This window comes from Domibacillus sp. 8LH (genome assembly GCF_038806185.1).
Taxonomy (GTDB): Bacteria; Bacillota; Bacilli; order Bacillales; family Domibacillaceae; genus Domibacillus; species Domibacillus indicus_A.
Genome location: NZ_JAVJNG010000001.1, coordinates 624,234 through 645,535, shown reverse-complemented (window position 1 = coordinate 645,535; position 21,302 = coordinate 624,234). Strand labels below are relative to the sequence as shown.

Genomic DNA, 21,302 nt, shown 5'->3' with positions numbered 1-21,302 from the left:
TTTCGATCGGCAGTACATAAACGGAAGGCAGGTTTCAACATGAATTTTGATCACAAAAAGATCGAGCAAAAATGGCAGCACTATTGGGAACAAAATAAAACTTTTAAAATGAACGATGATTTGGATAAGCCGAAGTTTTACGCACTGGATATGTTTCCGTATCCATCAGGCGCCGGGCTTCACGTTGGTCACCCGGAAGGCTATACGGCAACGGATATTTTAAGCCGTTTTAAGCGTATGCAGGGGTACAATGTGCTTCATCCAATGGGATGGGATGCATTCGGGCTTCCGGCAGAACAATACGCGCTTGATACTGGAAACGACCCGGCCGAATTTACAGAACAAAATATTAATAACTTCCGCCGTCAAATCAAATCACTCGGGTTTTCTTATGACTGGGATCGTGAAATCAATACAACAGACCCGGATTATTATAAATGGACACAGTGGATTTTCCTTCAATTGTATAAAAAAGGGCTGGCATATGTAGATGAAGTGCCGGTTAACTGGTGCCCGGCACTAGGAACGGTTCTTGCAAATGAAGAAGTGATTGACGGGAAATCGGAACGCGGCGGCCACCCGGTTGAACGCCGCCCGATGCGTCAATGGATGCTTAAAATCACGGCTTATGCGGACCGTTTAATCGAAGATTTAGAGGAATTGGACTGGCCAGAGAGCATCAAAGATATGCAGCGTAACTGGATTGGACGTTCTGAAGGAGCAGAAGTAACCTTCAACATTGACGGCCATGACGAAACGTTTACGGTGTTCACAACGCGTCCAGACACGCTGTTTGGAGCGACGTATGCTGTTTTGGCTCCTGAACATCCATTTGTTGAAAAAATTACAACAGCTGAACAAAAAGAAGCCGTCGAGCAATATATTGATGCAGTCAAATCAAAAAGTGATCTTGAGCGGACCGATCTTGCCAAAGACAAAACCGGTGTTTTCACAGGCGCTTATGCCGTAAACCCGGTAAATGGTGAAAAAATGCCGATCTGGATCGCAGATTATGTATTGATCACATATGGCACGGGTGCAATTATGGCCGTTCCGGCACATGATGAACGTGACTATGAGTTTGCGCGGAAATTTGATTTGCCAATCAAGGAAGTGGTAGCCGGCGGAAATGTAGAAGAAGAAGCCTATACAGGAGACGGCGAGCATATTAACTCAGACTTCCTTAACGGTTTAAACAAAGAAGATGCGATTGCGCAAATGATCGCCTGGCTCGAAAAAGAAGGCATTGGTACGAAAAAAGTGACGTACCGTCTTCGTGACTGGCTGTTCAGCCGCCAGCGTTACTGGGGTGAGCCAATTCCGATTATTCACTGGGAAGACGGTACAATGACAGCTGTTCCAGAATCAGAGCTGCCGCTTGTATTGCCGAAAACGACGGAAATTCGCCCGTCCGGCACTGGTGAATCACCACTTGCTATTATCGAAGACTGGGTGAATGTCGTGGATCCGGAAACAGGCAAAAAAGGCCGCCGTGAAACAAATACAATGCCGCAATGGGCGGGAAGCTGCTGGTACTACCTGCGCTTTATCGATCCTACCAACAAAGAAGCGCTTGCGGATGCCGATCTTTTAAAACGCTGGCTGCCGGTTGATATTTATATCGGTGGAGCAGAGCATGCTGTACTTCACTTGCTATATGCGCGTTTCTGGCATAAAGTGCTGTATGATATCGGTGTGGTTCATACAAAAGAGCCATTCCAGAAATTGTTTAACCAGGGAATGATCCTTGGGGAAAACAATGAAAAAATGAGTAAATCAAAAGGCAACGTCGTTAATCCGGACGAAATCGTGGAAAGCCATGGTGCCGACACGCTCCGCCTTTACGAGATGTTCATGGGCCCGCTTGAAGCATCGATTGCCTGGAGCACGAACGGCGTAGAAGGAGCACGCCGCTTCCTTGACCGCATTTGGCGGTTGCTTGTGACAGATGATGGTTCGTTAACATCAAAAGTAGGCGAAGGCGATACAGCGCTTGAGAAAGTGTATCACCAGACCGTGAAGAAAGTAACGGAAGACTATGAAGGCCTTCGCTTTAACACAGCCATCTCACAAATGATGGTATTTGTAAATGAAGCGAACAAAGCCGAAACGATTCCAACAGAATACGCAGAAGGATTTGTGAAGCTTCTATCACCGCTTGCTCCGCACTTGGCAGAAGAGCTATGGGAAAAGCTCGGCCACAGCGAGACGGTAACGTACGAAGCATGGCCGCAATTTGATGAGTCAAAGCTTGTCGATGACGAAGTCGAAATCGTCTTGCAGCTGAATGGAAAAGTAAAAGCAAAACGTATGGTATCTAAAGACGCCACGCGTGAACAACTGGAAGAACTGGCTATGCAGGACGAACAGTTTGCAGCGGAGCTGGCCGGTAAAACGGTTCGCAAAGTTATTGCTGTACCGGGCAAGCTTGTGAACGTTGTAGCCAACTAATGTTGAGGGGATGAAGAATATGATTCCAACGATTACAGCAGAAGAAGTACGCCAAAAACTCGAAAACGGCGAAACATTAGCCCTGATCGATGTTCGTGAAGAAGATGAAGTTGCAGAAGGCATGATCCCGGAAGCAGAGCATATCGTCATGGGAACCATTCCTGGTGAATTGGATCGCCTTGATCCAGAAACCGATTATATCATCGTATGCCGTTCAGGTGTACGTTCTGAGAATGTGGCCCGCTTTCTCATTGAAAACGGCTTTAAAGCCACAAACATGACAGGCGGCATGCTGAACTATACAGGTGAAACAGCACCGAAAAAATAAAAAACTGTGCGGAGCGAGTCCGCACAGTTTTTTTATTTATCGAACGGCTGCTGCATTGGTGCCGGCAATATGTCCGGTAATAAGAGCCGCCGTAATATTGTAGCCGCCGGTATAACCATGAATGTCGAGTATTTCCCCACAGAAGAAAAGGCCGTCTTTCTTTTTAGAAGCCATCGTTTTGGGCTCGATTTCTTTTACGGATACACCGCCGCCGGTTACAAACGCTTTTTCAATTGGCAATGTTCCGTGAACGGACATTTTAAATGACTTAAAAAGAGAGGCGAGTTCACGGATGGACACTTCTGATAATCCGTTTCCAGATGTCTCAAGATCGATGCCGGCCTGCTGGAGCAAAAAGTGCAGATATCGTTCCGGCACCATTTTTTTTAAGCTGTTTTTCACTGCTTTTTTCGGTTCTTCTTTTATCGTTTTGCGGATGGCAACGCCTGCGTCATGTTCATTTCCGTCTGGAAACGCATCGATGGCCATTTGAACGGGAAAGCCGTTTTTCCTGCCTTCTTTCACGACGTATTGGCTGCAGCGCAGGGCAGCAGGGCCCGATAAACCGAAATGAGTAAACAGCATATCCATTCGGTGAGTAACAAGCACTTTGCCTTTTTTATTGAGTACCGACAAGCCGACATCCCGAAGAGCAAGCCCCTGCATAGAGCGGTTTACAATAAACGGCTCTTTTGACGTAATGGGCACCTCTGTCGGGAACAGCTCGGTAATGGTATGGCCCGCCTGCTGGGCCCATGGATAGCCATCGCCGGTAGAGCCTGTCTGCGGCACCGCTTTTCCGCCTGTTGCCAGCACTACTGCATTCGAATGAATATCTTCGCCGGAGGCCAGACGGACACCGCGTATAAATTCCTCATCCATCAATAATGAGTCAACAGGCGAGCCAAGGCGCATATCGACCCGAAGGCGCTTAAGCTCACCGAGCAGTGCTTCCACAACGTCCTGCGCCCGGTTTGAGACCGGAAACATTCGTCCGTGATCTTCTTCTTTCAGTTTCACGCCGAGCTGTTCAAAAAAACGGATAATGTCTTCATTACTGAACACAGAAAAAGCGCTGTACAAAAAACGGCCGTTACCGGGAATGTGCCGGATAATTTCTTCAACAGGCAGGCGGTTTGTTACATTACAGCGCCCGCCGCCGGAAATTTGCAGCTTGTTTCCCGGTTTACGCCCTTTATCAATAAGCAGTGTGCGTGCGCCTGCACGGCCGGAGGCAATCGCTGCCATCAAGCCGGCCGGTCCGCCGCCCACGACGATTACGTCATACATATAGTCACCTCATTGTTCGAACTTTGTTCATTATAGCAGATGGCGAAAAAAATTGTCAGACACGAGAGAAAGAGGTACACTAGCAAGTGATGTTTAAAGAGAAAAAGAGGGATTCAATGTATGTCATCCAATTTGATCCGAGGGACGTTTATCCTCACACTTGGCACGTTTATATCTAAATTTCTTGGCTTGTTTTATGTTATCCCGTTTTACAGTATTATCGGAGGGGAAGATGCGGCAGCGCTGTATAGTTATGGCTACGTGCCCTATACGATTTTTATCAGTATCGCCACTGCAGGGGTTCCGCTTGCTGTCTCTAAATACATCGCAAAGTATAATGCGATAGAAGAGTATGCCGTTGGCAGGAAGCTGTTTAAATCGGGCATGGTAATTATGCTGATGACTGGTTTTGCTGCTTTTCTTATTATGTATTCATTTGCGCCTTTCTTTGCACAATTATCATTAAATGGGGAAGAGACGACTTATACGATTGAGGACGTCACGACCGTTATACGCGCAGTCAGCTTTGCTCTGATTATCGTTCCATTTATGAGCATCACGCGCGGTTTTTTCCAGGGGCACCAATCAATGGGGCCATCAGCCGTTTCAACGGTTGTAGAGCAAATCGCCCGTATTGCTTTTCTATTGGCTGGAGCTTATATTGTGATTTATGTGATGAACGGATCGGTCGTAACAGCGGTCAGCGTTGCGACATTTGCTGCTTTTATCGGTGCGGTATTCGGACTGATTGTGCTGTACGTGTATTTCTTCAAGCGAAAAAAGCATTTGGACAAGCTCCTTGAGCAGGATAAAGGACAAGCAAAAGTTTCATTATTTGGGATGTATTCAGAAATTGTCGTGTATGCCATTCCGTTTATTTTTGTCGGCATCGCGATTCCGCTTTACCAGCTTGTCGACCAGTTAACCTTTTCCCGTGCCATGTCTCAAATTGGTTTAGCCGATCAGGCAGTATCGGCATTTGGGATTTTAAATTTCAGCACGCAGAAGCTTGTCATTATTCCCGTTTCCCTTGCTACTGCATTTGCCATGACGCTTGTTCCGATGGTCACGAGCTCATTTGTAAAGGGAAAAATGGATGTTGTCACGCAGCAGCTGAATAAAACCTTTGAAGTGCTGCTTTTTTTAACGGTTCCTGCGGCGGTCGGTATGGCGCTTTTAGCAGAACCGCTTTATACCATTTTTTATGAAGCGAGCGCGCTTGGCACAGACGTACTTCGTGTGTATGCACCGATTGCGATCTTATTTGCTCTATTTTCCGTTACGGCAGCCATTTTACAAGGAATTAATGAACAGCGTTTTACGGTTTTAAGTTTATTGACCGGTATATTGGTTAAGCTGTCTTTAAATATTCCACTTATTAAATTGTTTGAAACAGAAGGGGCCGTTTATGCGACTGCACTCGGCTACTCCACTTCTATTATCATCAATCTGGTTGTCATCCGTTTTTATGCCAATTACTCACTTCGCCCGCTTGCGAAAAAAATCGGCTTGATTATTGGGTTTAACGTGGTGATGGCTGTGGTTGTGATGGCCCTTTACGGAGTGCTGTCTTTCGTATTGTCGGCACAATCGGACGGTCCTGCTTTATTGATTACCATCATCTGTGCTGGCGCTGGAGCCGTTGTTTACTTTGTACTCAGCCAGAAGTTTGGCCTGCTTGATGAGGTATTCGGTTCAAGGCTGGATGGAATTAAACGAAAACTACGCTTGAAAAAAGCATAAAAGGAGTAACGCTATGCGCTTAGATAAATGGCTGGCCAATTCTGGCATCGGTTCCCGCAAAGAAGTAAAAAAGCTGTTAAAATCGGGAGCCGTAACAGTGAACGGAAAAGTAATAAAAGATGCAAAGCAGCACGTTCATCCTCAAACAGATGAAGTGATGCTGTTTGATGAGCCGGTTGAATACCGTGAATTTGTTTACTTGATGATGAACAAGCCGGCAGGGGTCATTTCAGCAACAGAAGACAAGCGGGACGAAACAGTGGTGGATCTGCTTGATGATATGCATAAGCATTTTGACCCGCACCCGGTCGGCCGCCTTGACAAAGACACAGAAGGGCTGCTTCTTTTAACAAATGATGGACAGCTGTCCCATTCTTTGCTTTCACCGAAGCATCATGTTCCTAAAACATATTTTGCCCGTGTCCGCGGCCATGTAACGGAAGAAGATGCAGCAGCTTTTCAAGAAGGGGTAACGCTTGATGACGGCTATCATACAAAGCCGGGAGAGCTTGTTATTTTATCAGCAGGCGAAGAGTCGGAGATTGAGCTGACGATCACGGAAGGAAAGTTTCATCAAGTAAAGCGAATGTTTCAAGCCGTAGGTAAAGAAGTTCTTTATTTAAAAAGACTATCGATGGGCGGTCTTTTGCTTGACGAAGAATTGGAGCTTGGCGAGTACCGGGAAGTAACAGAAGAAGAGCTTGCTTTACTACGTGAAAGCTGAAAAAACGGCTGCCTGAAGAGGCGGCCGTTTTTTGATAAAAACATTATGATGTCATCCGAACTTTCTTTTCTGTGGTTGTCCATTTTCCACGTGTGGGGCTAAAAACAAGCTCATTGTAAGCCAGTACATTCAAGTCGCGTTGAATGGTTCGCGGGGTGATGCCAAATTCATCTACAATATCCTGCGTTGTCACAGTTCCATTTTCTTTAATGAACATATAGATGGATTTTATGCGAGTCAGCATCCGATTTGTAGTAGGCTTCAAAAAACCACTCCCTCATCTTTTTTCCCGTGAGACATAACGACAGCAGGAGACATAAAATGATGATATGATAAGCTGATTCAGACATCTCCTTGCACCTGTTTAACAGGCGCTAAACTGTCTGACAATTACAGTGTACTGTATTTACAGAGATTATGCTAGGGAAAAGAGCTTAATTTACAAGAGATTTACCCTTTTTTAATAATATTATGCCTGATAACAAAAAAAATGTACGTATTTTGGTAAAAAAATTGAAAAATAAATCTTTTGTAAAGAAATTGGTTAAAATGCCGGTTCCCATGTAAAATGAAAAAAGGAGGAATGCTTATGCGTACCATTAACTGGCGAAATGAAATTAAAAAACGCGAAGGCGAATTGATTCAGGATTTGCAGTCGTTAATTCAAATTCCAAGTGTGAAAAGCGATCAGGCAGCAGAAGATGCTCCTTTTGGAAGGGAAGTACGGCAGGCGCTTGATTTTATGCTCGAACTGGGCGAGACAAGCGGCTTCCGTGTAAAAAACACAGGAAACGTAGCTGGACACCTTGAAATGGGACAAGGAAAAGACCTGATTGGTATTCTATGCCATGTTGACGTTGTGCCTCCGGGTGACGGCTGGTCGTATAAACCATTTGAGGGAGAAGTGGAGGACGGCAAAATCTTTGGACGCGGGGCGATTGATGATAAGGGCCCGACTATTGCAGCGTACTATGCCATGAAAACCGTTCAGGAATTAGGCATTCCGCTCGAAAAGCGGATCCGGATGATTGTGGGGACTGATGAAGAAAGTACGTGGCAATGCGTGGAGCATTACTTTAAAACAGAAGAAATGCCAGGAGTCGGATTTGCGCCTGATGCAGATTTCCCGATTATTTTTGCAGAAAAGGGGATTGCGGATGTCCAGCTGGATCTGACCGTTCCGGAGCCCGGACAAGCTGATATCCAAATCGAATCGTTTAAGGCGGGCAGCCGGTATAATATGGTTCCGGATTATGCAAAAGCAGCCGTTTGGATTGAAAAGCAGCATACATTATTTTTACAAAACTATACAGAGTATATAAAAGACAACGACTTAGAAGGCTCTTATTATATTGACGGAGGAATTGTTTTTCTCGAAATGAATGGCGTATCTGCTCATGCAGCGGAACCAAAGGATGGACAAAACGCTGCGCTGTTCCTGGCCGATTTTTTAGTCAAGGAAGCGATTGATCCCGCCGCCTCTGCTTATTTGCAGTTTGTTGTAGATTATTTCAAGGATGATACACGGGGGCACCAGCTGGACATTGCCTCAACCGATGCAGAAATGGGCGATGTTACAGTGAACGCGGCCTTGTTCTGCTATGAAAAGCAGCAAACAGCGCAAATCGGCTTGAATATTCGATATCCTGTTTCTTTTTCATTTGAAGAAGAAATACACAAGCTTAAGGAATCTCTTTCTCCTGTTTCACTACAGGTTTTAGACAACAATCCTCCGCATTATACAGAGCCGGATGATCCATTTGTCCAAACGCTAAAGCGAGTGTACGAAGAGGAAACCGGCGAGGAGGCGAAGCTGCTTTCGACCGGCGGCGGTACATATGCGCGGGCTTTAAAAAGAGGCGTTGCGTTTGGAGCCTTGTTTCCTGGACGGGCTGACGTTGCCCATCAGAAAGATGAATATGCGGTCTTGGATGATCTGTTCCGAGCTGCGGCTATTTATGCACGGACTATTGTCGAGCTTGCTGGAAAAAAGAATTAAACAGAACCCTGCCATAAGAGCAGGGTTCTTCAGCTTGTAGACAAACAAAATCTTTTGACAAAGTATCTCTTTGTTTCTTTTTTGCTCAAGAAGTCCGGCCGGCTTCCTCTATCGGCTCTTTTTAAGAAGCGATGTTTCCCCCGAAAATTTCCTATCTTTTTTAAGAGAAAGCTCATTTACTCATCTTGAAATACATCCGTAGACAAGTACCGTTCGCCTGTATCCGGAGCCAGGCAAATGACCATATCATCTTTTGATAAAGCTTTAGCTGCTTGGATCGCGGCAAAGCATGCAGCACCGGCAGATGGACCGACCAAAATCCCTTCCTCAGCAGCAAGGCGGCGGGTAATATCATAGGCGTCCTCATCTGTAATTTTAAAGATCGAGTCATAAACCTCTGTATTTAAAATAGAAGGGATAAACCCAGGGCTCGTACCGACGAGCTTGTGCCGGCCAGGCTGGCCGCCTGATAAAACAGGGGATCCGGCCGGTTCTACGACATGAACAGCTAAATCAGGGAATTGCTTTTTTAGTTCTTCCCCTGTACCCGTAATTGTTCCGCCTGTGCCTGCAGTTGCCACAAAAGCAGCAAACCGCTTGCCAATCTGTTCTACAGCTTCGGAAATTTCCGAGGATGTTGTGCCACGGTGGGCATCCGAATTAGCGGGATTGTCAAACTGCATGGGAATAAAACTGTTTGGAACACGTTCGGCCAGCTCCAGTGCTTTGCGGATGGAGCCAGGCATTTTTTCATCTCCCGGCGTCAAAATGACTTCTGCACCATATGCTTTTAAAAGGTTGATGCGTTCCTTTGTCATCGTGTCCGGCATCACCAAAATGGCTTTGTATCCTCTGGCAGCCGCGTTCATCGCAACACCGATGCCTGTGTTTCCGCTTGTCGGTTCAATGATCACAGCTCCCGGTTTTAACTTTCCTGATTTTTCTGCCTCTATAATCATGTTATAAGCAGCGCGGTCCTTTACACTTCCGCTCGGGTTGTAAAATTCTAATTTTACGTACACATCTGCTCCGTGTTCAGGTGACAAACGCTGCAGCTTTACGAGCGGTGTGTCGCCAATCAGTTTGGCAATATTATCAACCACTTTCATCAAACGTCACCCTTTCTTTGTTCAATTAAAGCATATTACTCGAACAATTCCAATCGAAATACAGTGGATGAGAAAAGACGACTTTTCTTGCGGGTTTTTGGTAAACTAAAAACAACAATTGGCCGAAAAAAGGAGTGTAGGGTATGCAGCCACATTATTTTTTTGCACTTGTTCTTCCCGATGATGTGAAAGAAACGATTGCGGATGAAATGAAAGGAAGAAATGAGATTTTTAAACGGCTGGTCCATAAGGAAGATTACCATTTGACATTGGCATTTGTGGGCGCAGCTGATCTTTCGGATCTGGAAAAAGCCTGCGTGTTTATGGAGGAAAACATAAAACATATACCTGTTTTCGAACTTAAACTGACGTCGTTTGGTACGTTTGGCCAAAAAACGTCTCCCCGTATTTTCTGGATTGGAACGAATGAGCCTTCTTCTCTTTTCGATGTGCAAAAAGAGGTGGCAGCTGCGTGCCGGAAAGCAGGAATTTCCATAGATGAAAAACCGTTTCGCCCTCATATTACCACTGCGCGAAAATGGACGGGTTCCGAGCCGTATGTGCCAGATGTACTTCCGGAATGGCCGTCTTTTCCTGCAGCTGAAATTGCTTTGTATGAAACGAAAAGGGCAGCGGGTCCAAAGTACGTGAAAAAATGGTCCTGTCTATTAAGCGGGTCAGGAGAGGAAAGAGAGCCATGGCGCAATTAATTAAGCTTCAAAATTATATCTCAAGATATGAACAAGACCCTTTCCATTACCCAGCCCGGTATGTTCGGCTGAAAAAAGGGGAGTGGGAAAAGTTTCATAACCAGTGGGAATACCAGCGGAGCACGGGAATAATACATACAGAACCCGGCGAAGAGGAAAATTGGCTGCTGGAAGAACCAAAGGAAAAGCATTTTTTGCTCCGAGGGTTGTTTTCTAAAAAAGAAAAACGGGTAGAAACAGAGCCCGGGCCTTTGCAGGAAGATGAAGCTTTGTTTTCAATGAATGAATCAGAATTCATATACTTACAAACAGAAGAGGATGTAAAAAAAGCATTCGTTGATAAAATGTTTGCTTTTCAAGTGAAATGGGCAAGTTCAACGCTGCTGCATCAGTCACCGCTCGACCACAAATATTATGTGGATGAGCAGCTGAAATTTTTAGCCACGCGTCTGCCGGATACGTTCCTCATTTTGTATAAGCCGGTTTTTCGCTTTCGAAAAGCCGTTGTCGAGCTGGACATTGTACTGATCACACCGCTGCAAGTCTGGTGCCTTACATTTTTGGAAGAGCAGGACGAAGCGGTTTTTACCGGTTCTTCTGACCGGTTTTGGATGAAGCGTTTTCGAGAAACGGAATCTAAAGTGTTAAGTCCTGCCGTTTCATTGGCAAGAACAGAAACGATCGTCAAAAAATTGCTCCGGCATCATGAAGTGGATATTCCCGTTCGAAAAGCGATTTTATCTCGAAACGGCTACATTGATGACCCGTCCGCACCAGCAGACATATATTACATTGATAAGCGTGAATTTCCCCGCTGGTTTCAAGAAATGAGACAGTTGTCTTCACCACTGAAAACGATTCAGCTGAAAGCAGCAAAAGTTTTGCTTGCACATGCAGATTCGATCAGCCTGCGCCGCCCAGAATGGGAGGAGGAGATATAAATGATTTCAACCCGTCCGTTTAATGCATATTTAGATACACTGACTGAAGTCGCTGTTTTGCTTCCAAAGCATTATTATTCAGGGAAGTCTTCTGCTTTTTATATTGAGAGCGGGGGCAACGTAACGAAAATGGAGCTTGTGAGCGTACAGGAATTGAATGCAGAAATAAAATACACGTGCCGCTTAAAAGAAATGCCGGAATTTGGCCGGGAGCATGTTATTTTAGATGAACGCCTTATGCGTACCGATTTGCAAATGGGCGGTGTAATCCGGACGAAAGAATTCGACCGGCTCTTTTACTACGAAGGTGAGCTGGGAAGCATGTACACACCGGAGAAAACCTCTTTTCGAGTGTGGGCACCAACGGCAACTGAAGCTTTTGTAAAGTTTAAAGAAACAGAAGAAGCTCCGCTTCGCTATATGCCGATGAGAAGAGGACCATCCGGTACATTTGAAGCAGAAATAAACGGAAATGCAGAAGGTTTTTTTTACCATTACCAAGTGCGGGTCAATAATATCTGGCATGAAGCGGTGGACCCTTACGCAAAAATGGTTTCTGTTCACAGCGAGTGGGCACGTGTTGTCGATGATGAAAAAATGAAGGTGGAAAAGCATCAGCTCCCTCCTTTTTCTTCTCCGCTCGATGCGATTATTTACGAAGCTTCCATTCGTGATGTTTCGAGCCAGCGGGAAAGCGGCATTAAGCACCGGGGCTTGTATCTTGGACTCACAGAGGAAGGGACACAAAGTCCTGACGGGCAGCCGACTGGACTGGATTATATTACATCGCTCGGTGTCACCCACGTACAGCTGATGCCCTTTTTCGATTTTTTTGGTGTATCTGACACAGATTTTTCCGCCAACTACAACTGGGGCTACAATCCTCTTTATTTTAACGTACCGGAAGGAAGTTTCAGCTCCAATCCAGCCGACTTGTATGCACGTTCAGTAGAGCTGAAGCAAATGATCGAAGCATTTCATAAAAAAGGGCTCCGAGTCATCATGGATGTGGTGTATAACCATGTATTCGTCCGGGAGACTTCCTCGTTTGAAAAGCTCGTTCCGGGCTACTTTTTCCGCCAGGGAATCGACGGAATGCCTTCAAACGGATCAGGGTGCGGAAACGACTTTGCCTCAGAGCGGAAAATGGGCCGCAAGTTTATTTTAGATTCTCTTCAGTACTGGATGGAAGCCTACAATCTCGATGGATTTCGTTTCGACCTGATGGGACTGATTGATGTGGAAACGATGAAGCAGGCAGCCAGCCGTCTTCGCCGTCATAATCCAGGTCTTATTCTGCTGGGAGAAGGGTGGGACTTAAACACCGCGCTGTCCGCTGAGGAAAAAGCAGCGATTCGCAATGAACATGCACTGCCGGAGATTGCTTTTTTCAATGACCGGTTCCGTGACTCCATTAAGGGAAGTACCTTTCAGCTGTTTGAAACCGGTTTTGCGTTTGGAAACAGCAAGATGCTCGACAATGCCTTTGCCGCACTGACGGCCAATGTCGGATGCAGCGGTGTGGACCGGTTGTTTCACTCGCCGGCCCAGTCCGTCAACTATGTAGAATGTCATGATAACTATACACTATGGGATAAGCTTGAAGCATGCTTTCCAGGAGATACAGAAACCAATAAGAAAAGGCATCTTTTGGCCACCGCTATTGTGCTTTTCTCCCAGGGAATTCCGTTCCTGCATGCCGGCCAGGAATTTTGCCGGACAAAGCATGGAGTTGAAAACAGCTACACAAGCTCAGATATCATTAATCAAATGGATTGGCGCCGCCGTGGTGAATTTGTAGACCATGTGCAATATGTGAAAGGGCTGATAGAAGTCCGAAAATCAACGGGGGCGTTTCGTCTTAGAAAAGAAGAAGCCATTTGCTATCATATTGTTAAATGGCCAGCCAATGCGGATACACTAACTGTCTGGCTGAAGGATGTCGGTTCGTACGGCAAGTGGAAAGACTTGGTTTTAAGCTTTAATACGGGTAAAATGGCTTCGACTTTTGCACTTCCAGAAGGAGAAGAATGGCACCAGATCGTTTCAGGTACTGAAGCTGGAACAAAGCCGCTTCAAACGGTGAAGCAGGACGCTTCAGTAGAGCCGTTCAGCTGTGCCGTTTTTGCCAGATAGAATGTTTCATAAAGGAACTGGTCGAAAGCGCCGATTCATGATACAATATGTCAGACGATAAACGAACGATACAAGTAATAAAAAAGACAGCGATTGTTTCTCGAAGCGGCTGCTGTCTTTTTTTTATGAAAAAGGTGAGGTTTTTGGAACACTTTTTGGGAAGAGATTGGGAAATCATGCCTGCCGGAGGCGTAACAGGAAAAGCTTTTTTTGCGCGCCATGCTGGACAGGAGCTGTTTTTAAAGCGAAATTCTTCTCCTTTTCTTGCTATGCTTTCAGCTGAGGGAATTGTCCCAAAACTTGTTTGGACAAAGCGGCTTGAAAACGGCGATGTGATTTCCGCGCAGCATTGGATGAATGGCAGGGAACTTGGGCCGGAAGAAATGGAGTCAGATCGTGTTGCCCGGCTGATGGGGAAAATTCATTCATCCAAACCGCTTTTAAACATGCTCAAACGGCTTGGAAAACAGCCTGTACTGCCGGCAGCTACTTTATCTGATATCCGTTCCCAAGTTCATTCGATGTCTGCCCATCCGGTTGTCTCGGATGCGCTCCGTTTTTTAGAAGAGGGTCTGCCAAATGTGCCGGATTATCAATTTGTCGTATGTCACACAGATGTAAACCACCATAATTGGCTCCTTTCTGACGAGGACGAGTTATTCTTAATTGATTGGGATGGTGCCATGATTGCCGATCCGGCGATGGATATTGGCACATTGCTGTTTGGATATGTGAAACGGGAAAACTGGGCCGAGTGGCTCAATCAGTATGGCTTGGCATTAACACCAGATTTCTTTCACCGCATGAAATGGTATGCGGCAGCACAGCTGCTTTCATCTATTGAGTGGAACCGTGAAAAAACCCGCTTCCACGATATGAACCGCGGTTTAGCTTCTCTGCATCAGCTGTTGGAAGCAGAGCATAATTTATTTGGAAATGGAGAGAACAGGCAAGATGCGTTTACGAAATAAACCATGGGCGCACGAGAAAATCAGCGCTCATCCACAATATATTGTTCCAAACCCTGAGGAAGCAAAAGGGCACTGGCATGAAATTTTTGGCAACAATAATCCGATCCATATTGAAGTAGGAACAGGAAAAGGCCAATTTGTAACAGGAATGGCAAAACAAAACCCTGATATCAACTATATCGGGATTGAAATGTATGAAAGCGTCATTGTGACGGCGCTTGACCGGCTTATTGAAGCAGACCTTCCTAACTTGAAACTGCTCAATGTAGATGGGGCAGAGCTGCTCAATTATTTTGAAAAAGGGGAAGTAGGCCGCGTTTATTTAAACTTTTCTGACCCATGGCCTAAAAGCCGCCATGCCAAACGCCGTTTAACCTATAAGACATTTTTAAGCTTGTATGAATCCCTTATGCCTGAGGGCGGGGAAGTGCATTTTAAAACTGACAACCAAGGGCTGTTTGAATTCTCGTTAAAAAGCTTTTCCGAATATGGTATGCTGTTAACGTTTGTCAGCCTGGATCTGCACAACAGCTCCTTTGAAGGAAATGTGATGACTGAATATGAAGAAAAATTCTCGGCAAAAGGCCAGCGAATTTACCGTTCGGAGGCCCGATTCCAGCCGCGTGCATAAAAAATCCCAAACGGGTCGAACCCGTTTGGGATTTTTGTTTTATACAGGCTGCACGTTTAACAGTGTGCCCGTTTTTGCATCTGCTGAAAATTCAAATTGTGTATTTCCGGAATCGCCAGGGCGGGAAATACCGCCTTTATAAACGAGTACAGGAAATCCATTGTTGTCAATTTGCTCCGGCTTCATTTGAATCCAGGAACCATCGACCGGTCCATTCTGTTTAAAGGTCTCTTTTACTTTTTTCAATACTTTTTCAGGTGGAATATTCATTGATTTGGACGTTTGTTTTTGAATCAAAATGGCGGCGGCTGCTCCAGCGGCTGCGCCGATCAAAAAAGCGGTTCGATCCCATTTTACCATATTGAAACCCCCTGTTTATCTAGTTGATTGCTTCTTTAGTATACAAGAAGACGAAAGGACTGAAAACTAAAATGCGCTTCAGTCCACCTTGAGCGTTATTTTCGGTATAATGAACAAAAGAAAAGCGGGAGGAATGGAGCAAATGAATCAGGAAACTAAAAATATGTTTAAAACGCTGACAGAACTGCCGGGTGCACCGGGAAATGAACATGCCGTGCGCGCTTTTTTGAAAAAAGAGATGGAGCCTTATGCTGATTCTATTATTCAAGATCACCTTGGCAGCATATTTGGTGTGAAAAATGGGGATGAAAATGGGCCGCGTGTGATGGTAGCAGGCCATATGGATGAAGTCGCTTTTATGGTAACCGCGATTACCGATAATGGAATGATTCGCTTTCAAACGCTTGGCGGCTGGTGGAATCAAACCATGCTGGCCCAGAGAGTCCGTATCTACACAAGGAATGGTCCGATAGAAGGAGTGATTTCTTCCACGCCGCCGCACCTGTTAACGGAAGATCAACGCAGTAAACCGATGCAGATTAAGCACATGCAGATCGATGTAGGAGCAGACGACAGAGCAGACGCGGAAGCGATTGGCATTAAGCCGGGTCAATCTATTTTGCCTGTCTCCCCATTCACACCAATGGCAAACCCGAAAAAAATCATGGCGAAAGCCTGGGATAATCGATATGGATGCGGATTGGCGCTTGAGCTGCTCAAAGAGCTTCATGGAAAAACAGTCCCGAACATGCTGTATTCAGGCGCAACCGTTCAAGAAGAAGTAGGTCTTCGCGGGGCACAAACCGCTGCCCATTTAATCAACCCGGATATCTTTTTTGCGCTGGATGCAAGCCCGGCCAACGACGCAACAGGGGATAAAAAGGAGTTCGGACAGCTTGGCAAGGGAGTTCTTTTGCGTATCTTTGACCGCTCTATGGTGACGCATGGCGGTATGCGTGAGTTTATACTTGATACGGCAGAATCAAACAGCATCCCTTATCAATATTTCGTATCGCCCGGTGGTACAGATGCGGGCCGTGTTCATACGACAGGAAGCGGCGTGCCAAGTGCCGTGATCGGTATTTGTTCCCGGTACATTCATACACATTCATCTATTATTCATACGGACGATTATGATGCGGCCAAAGAACTGCTCGTTCGATTGGTCACCAGTATGGATAAAGCGACGGTTGATACGATCAAGCAATACTAAAGATGGGGGGAGACGGATATGTCTACCATGAAATTAAAAAGAGAACTTGAACAAACGCTTAAACAGCCGAATCGAACCATCGTATACGACCGTGAAAAAGAAGAAATGCGGATTGAAAACAGTGAAACGAAAAAAGGCGTTACAGTGGCACTGGGCGGCATTTTGGCTAAATTTGAAGGCAATGTTCAAAAAGCAGCTGAGGAAACGATTTATTATGTAAATGAAGCGTTAAATGCATTCGATGGAGCCGGGCAAAAAGAAGAAAAAGAAAAGCAGATTTTTCCGGTAATCCGGGCCGCCTCCTTTCCAACAGAGGCGGAGGAAGGTGTGCCGCTTTTTTGGGATGAACATACAGCAGAAACCCGTATATACTACGCGGTTGATCTTGGTACCACTTACCGGCTGATCGATGAGAAGCTCATGAAAAAAGAAGGATGGACAGCAGAGCAAATACGGGAAATAGCCCGTTTTAACCTGCGCTCTCTGCCGCTTGAGATGAAACAGGATACAGTAGCGGGAAATATCTTTTATTTCTTGAATTCAAATGATGGCTATGATGCCACCCGTATTTTAAATGACCGGTTTTTAAAGGAAATGAGTGAGAAAATAGAAGGAGCGATGACGGTTTCTATTCCACATGGGGATGTACTCATTATTGGGGACATTCGGAATGAAACAGGCTATGACATATTGGCACAGATGGCGATGAGCTTTTTCGCGGCCGGCCGTGTTCCGATCACCGCTCTTTCTTTTGTGTATGAAGAAGGACACCTTGAACCAATCTTTATTTTAGCTAAAAACCGTCCGCGTAAAGAGTAACGTCTTTAGCGGACGGTTCTTTTTCATCCCCATCTATTTTCCCAAAATTTCGTTTTTCTGTTAACAAATCGTGTATAGTTGGTACAATGAAAAAGACTTTAAGGAGAAAGAGTGATTACAAATGAGTCTGTTTAAAAAAATTCTCTCCTATTTCAGAGAAGAAATTGAAATCATTGAAGTAGATGAAACGAAACCAGTCGATGCTGATACAGTTGAAGAGCCAAAACCAGAGCCGATGGAAGAGCCGCCGCCGCGCCAGGCTCCAGCCCCTGCTTCTTTTGAGCAGAAGCGCGCCATTCCTTCGCTTCCATCCGTGCAGCAGCTTTCTACGCGTGTAGCATACCGGTATCCGACTGTAAAGCGGAGCGGGCATGAGGAAAATCCACGCCGCTCACCGCGCCTCACCCGGCACGAGCCTGCTTCCGCTGCGCCGGTTGAATCATCGTGGAATGAGCAGGGACACAAGCCAGCGTATACTTCTGCATCAGGAGCATCACGTATTGCACCGCGTCCGTTTAAGCCGACAGAGATTCCGTCACCTATTTATGGATTTCGGTCCCGGCCGGTGAAAGAAGATATACGCAGTGTACGCAGCGAAGAGCGGGAAAAAAGGAATGAGCCGCTTCTGCTGTTTTCAAAAGAGCAAGCGAAGCGTCCGCTTGAACGGCAGAAGGAAGCACCTATACAAGAGGTGCCAAGACGGGAAGTACCAAAGCCGAAGGAGGAAGAGGAGGCGCCGGCACAAAAGCCGGCCGTTCTTTATCCAGAGAAAAGCATACCTTCCGAGCAAAAAGAAAAGCCGAGAGAACGGCGCCATTCCCCTTTTAATGTTGTCATGCTGAAGAAAGATCGCGAGAAAATTGCAAAGCCTAAGCCGGCATTGAAGCAGCAGCCCCAGTCCGCTTCTGCGCCATCCAACATGCCTGCCGCCAAAGCCAAAGAGGACAAGCCGCCTGTACAGGAACCGACGGTGATCCCTGAGAAAATAAATCGTCCGCCGCTCTCGTTTTTAACACCGCCGGCACAGGAATCAGCTAACGATACTTGGGTACAGGAGAAGTCAGCTCTGCTGAATGAAACATTGAAAAGCTTTAATATCAATGCACATGTGACTGGAGTAACCACTGGCCCGTCTATTACGCGCTTTGAAGTAACACCGGCGATCGGGGTTAAAGTGAGCAAGATTGTTAGTTTAACAGACGATATTAAACGCAGTCTTGCCGCGCGGACGATTCGAATTGAAGCACCAATTCCAGGCACCCAGGTGGTCGGCATTGAGCTCCCTAATGAAAAAAGCCGCCCGGTCTATATCAGTGAAATTATCGGCCACAGCCGTTTTCAATCACATTCCTCGCCGCTGGCTTCTGCGCTGGGCCTTGATATTGCCGGAAATCCGGTTGTGCTGGATTTGCAAAAAATGCCGCACGGGCTCATTGCCGGTGCGACTGGCTCAGGGAAAAGCGTCTGTATTAATTCCATTTTAGTTAGTCTTTTGTACAAAGCAGCGCCTCATGAACTCAAACTGCTTCTCATTGACCCGAAAATGGTTGAGTTAACGCCGTATAATGGCATTCCGCATTTAGCGAGCCCGGTGATCACGGATGTAAAGGCAGCGACTGCGGCATTGAAATGGGCTGTAGAAGAGATGGAACGGCGGTATCAGCTTTTTGTCCATGCAGGTGTAAGGGACATGGCTTCTTACAATGCAAAAGTGAAAGCATCGGAATTTAATGAACCGCATCTACCGTATTTGGTCATAGTGATTGATGAATTGGCAGATTTAATGATGATGGCTCCAGGGGATGTAGAGGAGTCGATTTGCCGGATTGCCCAAAAAGCCCGCGCCTGCGGTATTCATTTGATTGTGGCAACCCAGCGCCCGTCCGTAGATGTTATTACAGGGTTGATTAAAGCGAACATTCCAACGCGGATTGCCTTTTCGGTTTCTTCACAAATTGACTCGCGCACGATTTTAGATAAAGTAGGAGCGGAAAAACTGCTTGGAAAAGGGGACATGCTGTTCCTAAATAACGGCGCGAGCGAATCTGTCCGTCTGCAGGGAACGTTTGTAACCAATGAGGAAATTGATGAAGTGGTTCAATTTGCAAAAGCCCAGCAGCAGCCTGATTATTTGTTTAAGCAGGAAGAGCTGCTGCAAAAAGCAGCCGTTCATGATGAAGAAGATGAACTGTTTCAAGAAGCCTGTGAGCTGGTAGTCCGCCAGGGAGGCGCTTCGACTTCTATGCTGCAGCGGAATTTAAAGGTAGGCTATAATCGTGCTGCCCGCTTGATTGAAATAATGGAAGAAAAAGGTCTTGTTTCTGGCCAGCGGGCGGGACGGCCGCGGGAAGTGTTGATTTCGGAAGAAGAGCTGCTGACTTATTTCGAAGAATCAAATTAACCGGCCGGTGCATATGCACCGGTTTTTTGAAGAATAGTCACACTCTGAAAAAAATGCTATAATGGACAAATGCAATGATTGACTGCCTTCCGTTTCAAATGAGGCGGGAATACATATACTACATGTAAAAGGCTAGAGAATGCTGGAGGTTTAATGATGACAACCTATCATTTTGTTGGAATAAAAGGCTCTGGAATGAGCGCCCTCGCCCATATTCTTCACGATAAAGGGTATACCGTGCAGGGATCTGACGTAGAAAAAACATTTTTTACACAAAAAGCGCTTGAAGAAGCAGGCATTTTAATTTTGCCATTTAACGAAGATAATATTCAAGAAGGCATGACAGTTATTGCGGGAAATGCTTTCGGAGATGATCACGAAGAAATCAAACGCGCTCATGAAATGAACGTGCCGGTGATCCGCTATCATAAGTTTTTAGGAGATTTTATTCAAAACTTTACGAGCGTGGCGATTACAGGATCACATGGGAAGACGTCTACAACCGGCTTGATGGCACACGTTGTAAGCGGCTCGGCGCCAACGTCTTATTTGATTGGAGATGGAACAGGCCGCGGAGCAAAAGATGCAGCTTATTTCGTATTTGAGGCATGTGAATACCGCCGTCATTTCCTATCTTATTCGCCTGATTACGCCGTTATGACGAATATCGACTTCGATCATCCGGATTATTTTGCTGATGTGCAGGATGTTATTTCTGCTTTTCAACAAATGGCCATGCAGGTAAAAAAAGGTATTTTCGCATGCGGTGATGACGAGTATTTGCAGGGCATTCAAGCGAACGTACCGGTTGTTTTTTATGGCTTTGGCGATGAAAATGATTTCCAGGCACGCAATACGTCTTTTGACGAAAAAGGAACCACTTTTGATGTGTTTGTCCGGAATGAATTTTATGCGACGTTCCGAATTCCTGGATACGGCGATCATAACGTTTTAAATGCTCTGTCAGTCATTGGTTTATGCCACTATGAGGATATTGATACAGATATCGTAAAAGAGCGGCTGCTGACATTCTCGGGTGTAAAACGCCGATTTTCTGAGAAGCAGGCAGGCGGACAGGTGCTGATTGACGATTATGCGCACCATCCAACTGAAATTCGTGCAACGATTAATGCAGCACGCCAAAAATATCCAAACCGTGAAATTGTAGCTGTATTCCAGCCGCATACATTTTCTCGTACACAGGCTTTCCTCGATGCATTTGCAGACAGCTTAAATGGAGCAGATGCGGTTTACTTGTGTGATATTTTCGGATCAGCTCGTGAGAACCATGGCAAATTGACGATTGAAGATCTTCAGGAAAAAATTCCAGGTGCGCAGCTTATAAAAGAAGACGGCACGCCGGTTTTAAGAAAGCATGAAAACAGCGTTTTAATTTTTATGGGCGCTGGTGACATTCAAAAATTCCAGGCTGCTTATGAAGAACAGCTTGCTTAACGAAAAATGCCTGCTGCCGTT

18 protein-coding genes are annotated in these 21,302 nt (G+C 45.8%); 14 read left to right on the top strand and 4 right to left on the bottom strand.

All coding sequences use genetic code 11. The annotated features are described in order from the left end of the window. The first annotated feature begins 39 nt into the window (after positions 1 to 39). Together leuS and RG959_RS03330 are read left to right on the top strand one after the other, a co-directional pair. Positions 40 to 2,451 carry a leucine--tRNA ligase gene (gene leuS, locus RG959_RS03335; protein ID WP_342795931.1) on the top strand — a complete coding sequence of 804 codons (2,412 nt, stop codon included), beginning with the start codon at positions 40 to 42 and terminating at the stop codon, positions 2,449 to 2,451. A 19-nt stretch (positions 2,452 to 2,470) separates the two neighbouring features. Next, a complete protein-coding gene (locus RG959_RS03330; protein ID WP_251269698.1) occupies positions 2,471 to 2,779 on the top strand; it encodes a rhodanese-like domain-containing protein in 309 nt (102 codons plus the stop codon). Positions 2,780 to 2,815: 36 nt separating this feature from the next. Here the strand turns inward: RG959_RS03330 and RG959_RS03325 are convergent, their stop codons facing one another. Further along, the gene (locus RG959_RS03325) at positions 2,816 to 4,069 is read right to left on the bottom strand and encodes a BaiN/RdsA family NAD(P)/FAD-dependent oxidoreductase (protein ID WP_342795930.1); all 1,254 of its coding nucleotides are present in this window, start codon (positions 4,067 to 4,069) and stop codon (positions 2,816 to 2,818) included. Between the two features lie 120 nt (positions 4,070 to 4,189). Here RG959_RS03325 and RG959_RS03320 point away from each other — a divergent pair, with 120 nt between their 5' ends. Then, entirely contained in the window at positions 4,190 to 5,812 is a 1,623-nt protein-coding gene (locus RG959_RS03320; RefSeq protein WP_251269696.1) for a putative polysaccharide biosynthesis protein, read from the top strand. Between the two features lie 13 nt (positions 5,813 to 5,825). Beyond that, positions 5,826 to 6,536: a pseudouridine synthase gene (locus RG959_RS03315; RefSeq protein ID WP_342795929.1), complete on the top strand. Its 711-nt coding sequence runs from the start codon at positions 5,826 to 5,828 to the stop codon at positions 6,534 to 6,536. Between the two features lie 43 nt (positions 6,537 to 6,579). Here the strand turns inward: RG959_RS03315 and RG959_RS03310 are convergent, their stop codons facing one another. Next, the gene (locus RG959_RS03310) at positions 6,580 to 6,801 is read right to left on the bottom strand and encodes a DeoR family transcriptional regulator (RefSeq protein WP_045851690.1); all 222 of its coding nucleotides are present in this window, start codon (positions 6,799 to 6,801) and stop codon (positions 6,580 to 6,582) included. 324 nt (positions 6,802 to 7,125) lie between these two features. Between RG959_RS03310 and pepV the strand changes: the two genes are divergently transcribed. Beyond that, the gene (gene pepV / locus RG959_RS03305; RefSeq protein WP_342795928.1) at positions 7,126 to 8,535 is read left to right on the top strand and encodes a dipeptidase PepV; all 1,410 of its coding nucleotides are present in this window, start codon (positions 7,126 to 7,128) and stop codon (positions 8,533 to 8,535) included. Between the two features lie 176 nt (positions 8,536 to 8,711). Here pepV and cysK read toward each other — a convergent pair whose 3' ends face one another. Further along, a complete protein-coding gene (cysK, locus tag RG959_RS03300) occupies positions 8,712 to 9,647 on the bottom strand; it encodes a cysteine synthase A (RefSeq protein ID WP_342795927.1) in 936 nt (311 codons plus the stop codon). A 140-nt stretch (positions 9,648 to 9,787) separates the two neighbouring features. On the opposite strand from cysK, the gene thpR reads away from it, so the two are divergent. From thpR to trmB, 5 genes are all read left to right on the top strand, one after another. Then, complete coding sequence (gene thpR, locus RG959_RS03295; RefSeq protein ID WP_342795926.1) at positions 9,788 to 10,354, top strand: RNA 2',3'-cyclic phosphodiesterase; 567 nt, start codon at positions 9,788 to 9,790, stop codon at positions 10,352 to 10,354. After that, positions 10,342 to 11,295: an NERD domain-containing protein gene (locus RG959_RS03290; RefSeq protein ID WP_342795925.1), complete on the top strand. Its 954-nt coding sequence runs from the start codon at positions 10,342 to 10,344 to the stop codon at positions 11,293 to 11,295. The genes thpR and RG959_RS03290 overlap by 13 nt, the downstream gene beginning before the upstream one ends. Further along, positions 11,296 to 13,431, top strand: coding sequence for a type I pullulanase (pulA, locus tag RG959_RS03285; protein ID WP_342795924.1), 2,136 nt, complete (start codon positions 11,296 to 11,298; stop codon positions 13,429 to 13,431). A gap of 134 nt (positions 13,432 to 13,565) precedes the next feature. Then, positions 13,566 to 14,402, top strand: coding sequence for a phosphotransferase (locus tag RG959_RS03280; protein ID WP_396120234.1), 837 nt, complete (start codon positions 13,566 to 13,568; stop codon positions 14,400 to 14,402). Further along, a complete protein-coding gene (gene trmB / locus RG959_RS03275) occupies positions 14,386 to 15,033 on the top strand; it encodes a tRNA (guanosine(46)-N7)-methyltransferase TrmB (RefSeq protein ID WP_342795923.1) in 648 nt (215 codons plus the stop codon). The genes RG959_RS03280 and trmB overlap by 17 nt, the downstream gene beginning before the upstream one ends. Before the next feature lie 39 nt (positions 15,034 to 15,072). Here the strand turns inward: trmB and RG959_RS03270 are convergent, their stop codons facing one another. Continuing rightward, positions 15,073 to 15,393, bottom strand: coding sequence for a PepSY domain-containing protein (locus RG959_RS03270; RefSeq protein ID WP_242233222.1), 321 nt, complete (start codon positions 15,391 to 15,393; stop codon positions 15,073 to 15,075). 142 nt (positions 15,394 to 15,535) lie between these two features. Here RG959_RS03270 and RG959_RS03265 point away from each other — a divergent pair, with 142 nt between their 5' ends. From RG959_RS03265 to murC, 4 genes are all read left to right on the top strand, one after another. After that, positions 15,536 to 16,606, top strand: coding sequence for a M42 family metallopeptidase (locus tag RG959_RS03265; protein WP_342795922.1), 1,071 nt, complete (start codon positions 15,536 to 15,538; stop codon positions 16,604 to 16,606). A gap of 18 nt (positions 16,607 to 16,624) precedes the next feature. Continuing rightward, complete coding sequence (locus tag RG959_RS03260) at positions 16,625 to 17,425, top strand: DUF1444 domain-containing protein (RefSeq protein ID WP_342795921.1); 801 nt, start codon at positions 16,625 to 16,627, stop codon at positions 17,423 to 17,425. 121 nt (positions 17,426 to 17,546) lie between these two features. After that, positions 17,547 to 19,826 carry a DNA translocase FtsK gene (locus RG959_RS03255; RefSeq protein WP_342795920.1) on the top strand — a complete coding sequence of 760 codons (2,280 nt, stop codon included), beginning with the start codon at positions 17,547 to 17,549 and terminating at the stop codon, positions 19,824 to 19,826. A gap of 156 nt (positions 19,827 to 19,982) precedes the next feature. Next, positions 19,983 to 21,281: a UDP-N-acetylmuramate--L-alanine ligase gene (murC, locus tag RG959_RS03250; RefSeq protein WP_342795919.1), complete on the top strand. Its 1,299-nt coding sequence runs from the start codon at positions 19,983 to 19,985 to the stop codon at positions 21,279 to 21,281. Positions 21,282 to 21,302: the final 21 nt, after the last annotated feature.